The organism is Pseudomonas sp. B19(2017) (genome assembly GCF_002113165.1).
Classification (GTDB): Bacteria; Pseudomonadota; Gammaproteobacteria; order Pseudomonadales; family Pseudomonadaceae; genus Aquipseudomonas.
Map to the genome: position 1 here is coordinate 1 of NZ_NEJR01000049.1, position 846 is coordinate 846.

The window sequence follows — 846 nt, forward strand, 5'->3', positions numbered from 1 at the left end:
GTGTAGGTGATGACGCCACCTTCGGTCACCGACGGGGTCGCCGTCAGGGTCGCAGTGGTGGTGTCGACCGAATCGTTGATGGTGGTCTGAGCCGGGGTCGGGTTCGGCGTCAGTTGCTCGAAGTTACCGCCCGTGGCGCTTTCGATGGTGACGCTGACGGTCGAGCCGTTGTTGTAGACGTCGTTCGCCGGGGTCTCAAAGTCGACGCTGCCCTGGGTCTTGCCCGCTTCAACAGTGATGGTCTGGCCGTTGGATAGGGTCACAGTCACCGGCGTCTGCGCCGGGTTGCTCAGGGTCACCGTGTAGGTGATGACGCCACCTTCGGTCACCGACGGGGTCGCCGTCAGGGTCGCAGTGGTGGTGTCGACCGAATCGTTGATGGTGGTCTGAGCCGGGGTCGGGTTCGGCGTCAGTTGCTCGAAGTTACCGCCCGTGGCGCTTTCGATGGTGACGCTGACGGTCGAGCCGTTGTTGTAGACGTCGTTCGCCGGGGTCTCAAAGTCGACGCTGCCCTGGGTCTTGCCCGCTTCAACAGTGATGGTCTGGCCATTGGACAGGGTGACAGTCACCGGGGTCTGCGCCGGGTTGCTCAGGGTCACCGTGTAGGTGATGACGCCACCTTCGGTCACCGACGGGGTCGCCGTCAGGGTCGCAGTGGTGGTGTCGACCGAATCGTTGATGGTGGTCTGAGCCGGGGTCGGGTTCGGCGTCAGTTGCTCGAAGTTACCGCCCGTGGCGCTTTCGATGGTGACGCTGACGGTCGAGCCGTTGTTGTAGACGTCGTTCGCCGGGGTCTCAAAGTCGACGCTGCCCTGGGTCTTGCCCGCTTCAACAGTGATGGTCTGG

Annotated in this window: 1 protein-coding gene; it reads right to left on the bottom strand. The window is 63.5% G+C overall.

Annotated elements, in window-relative coordinates; all coding sequences use genetic code 11:
* Positions 1–846, bottom strand: an 846-nt coding sequence (locus CAF70_RS25965; protein WP_143491960.1) for an immunoglobulin-like domain-containing protein, incomplete at both ends; no start/stop codon positions are given.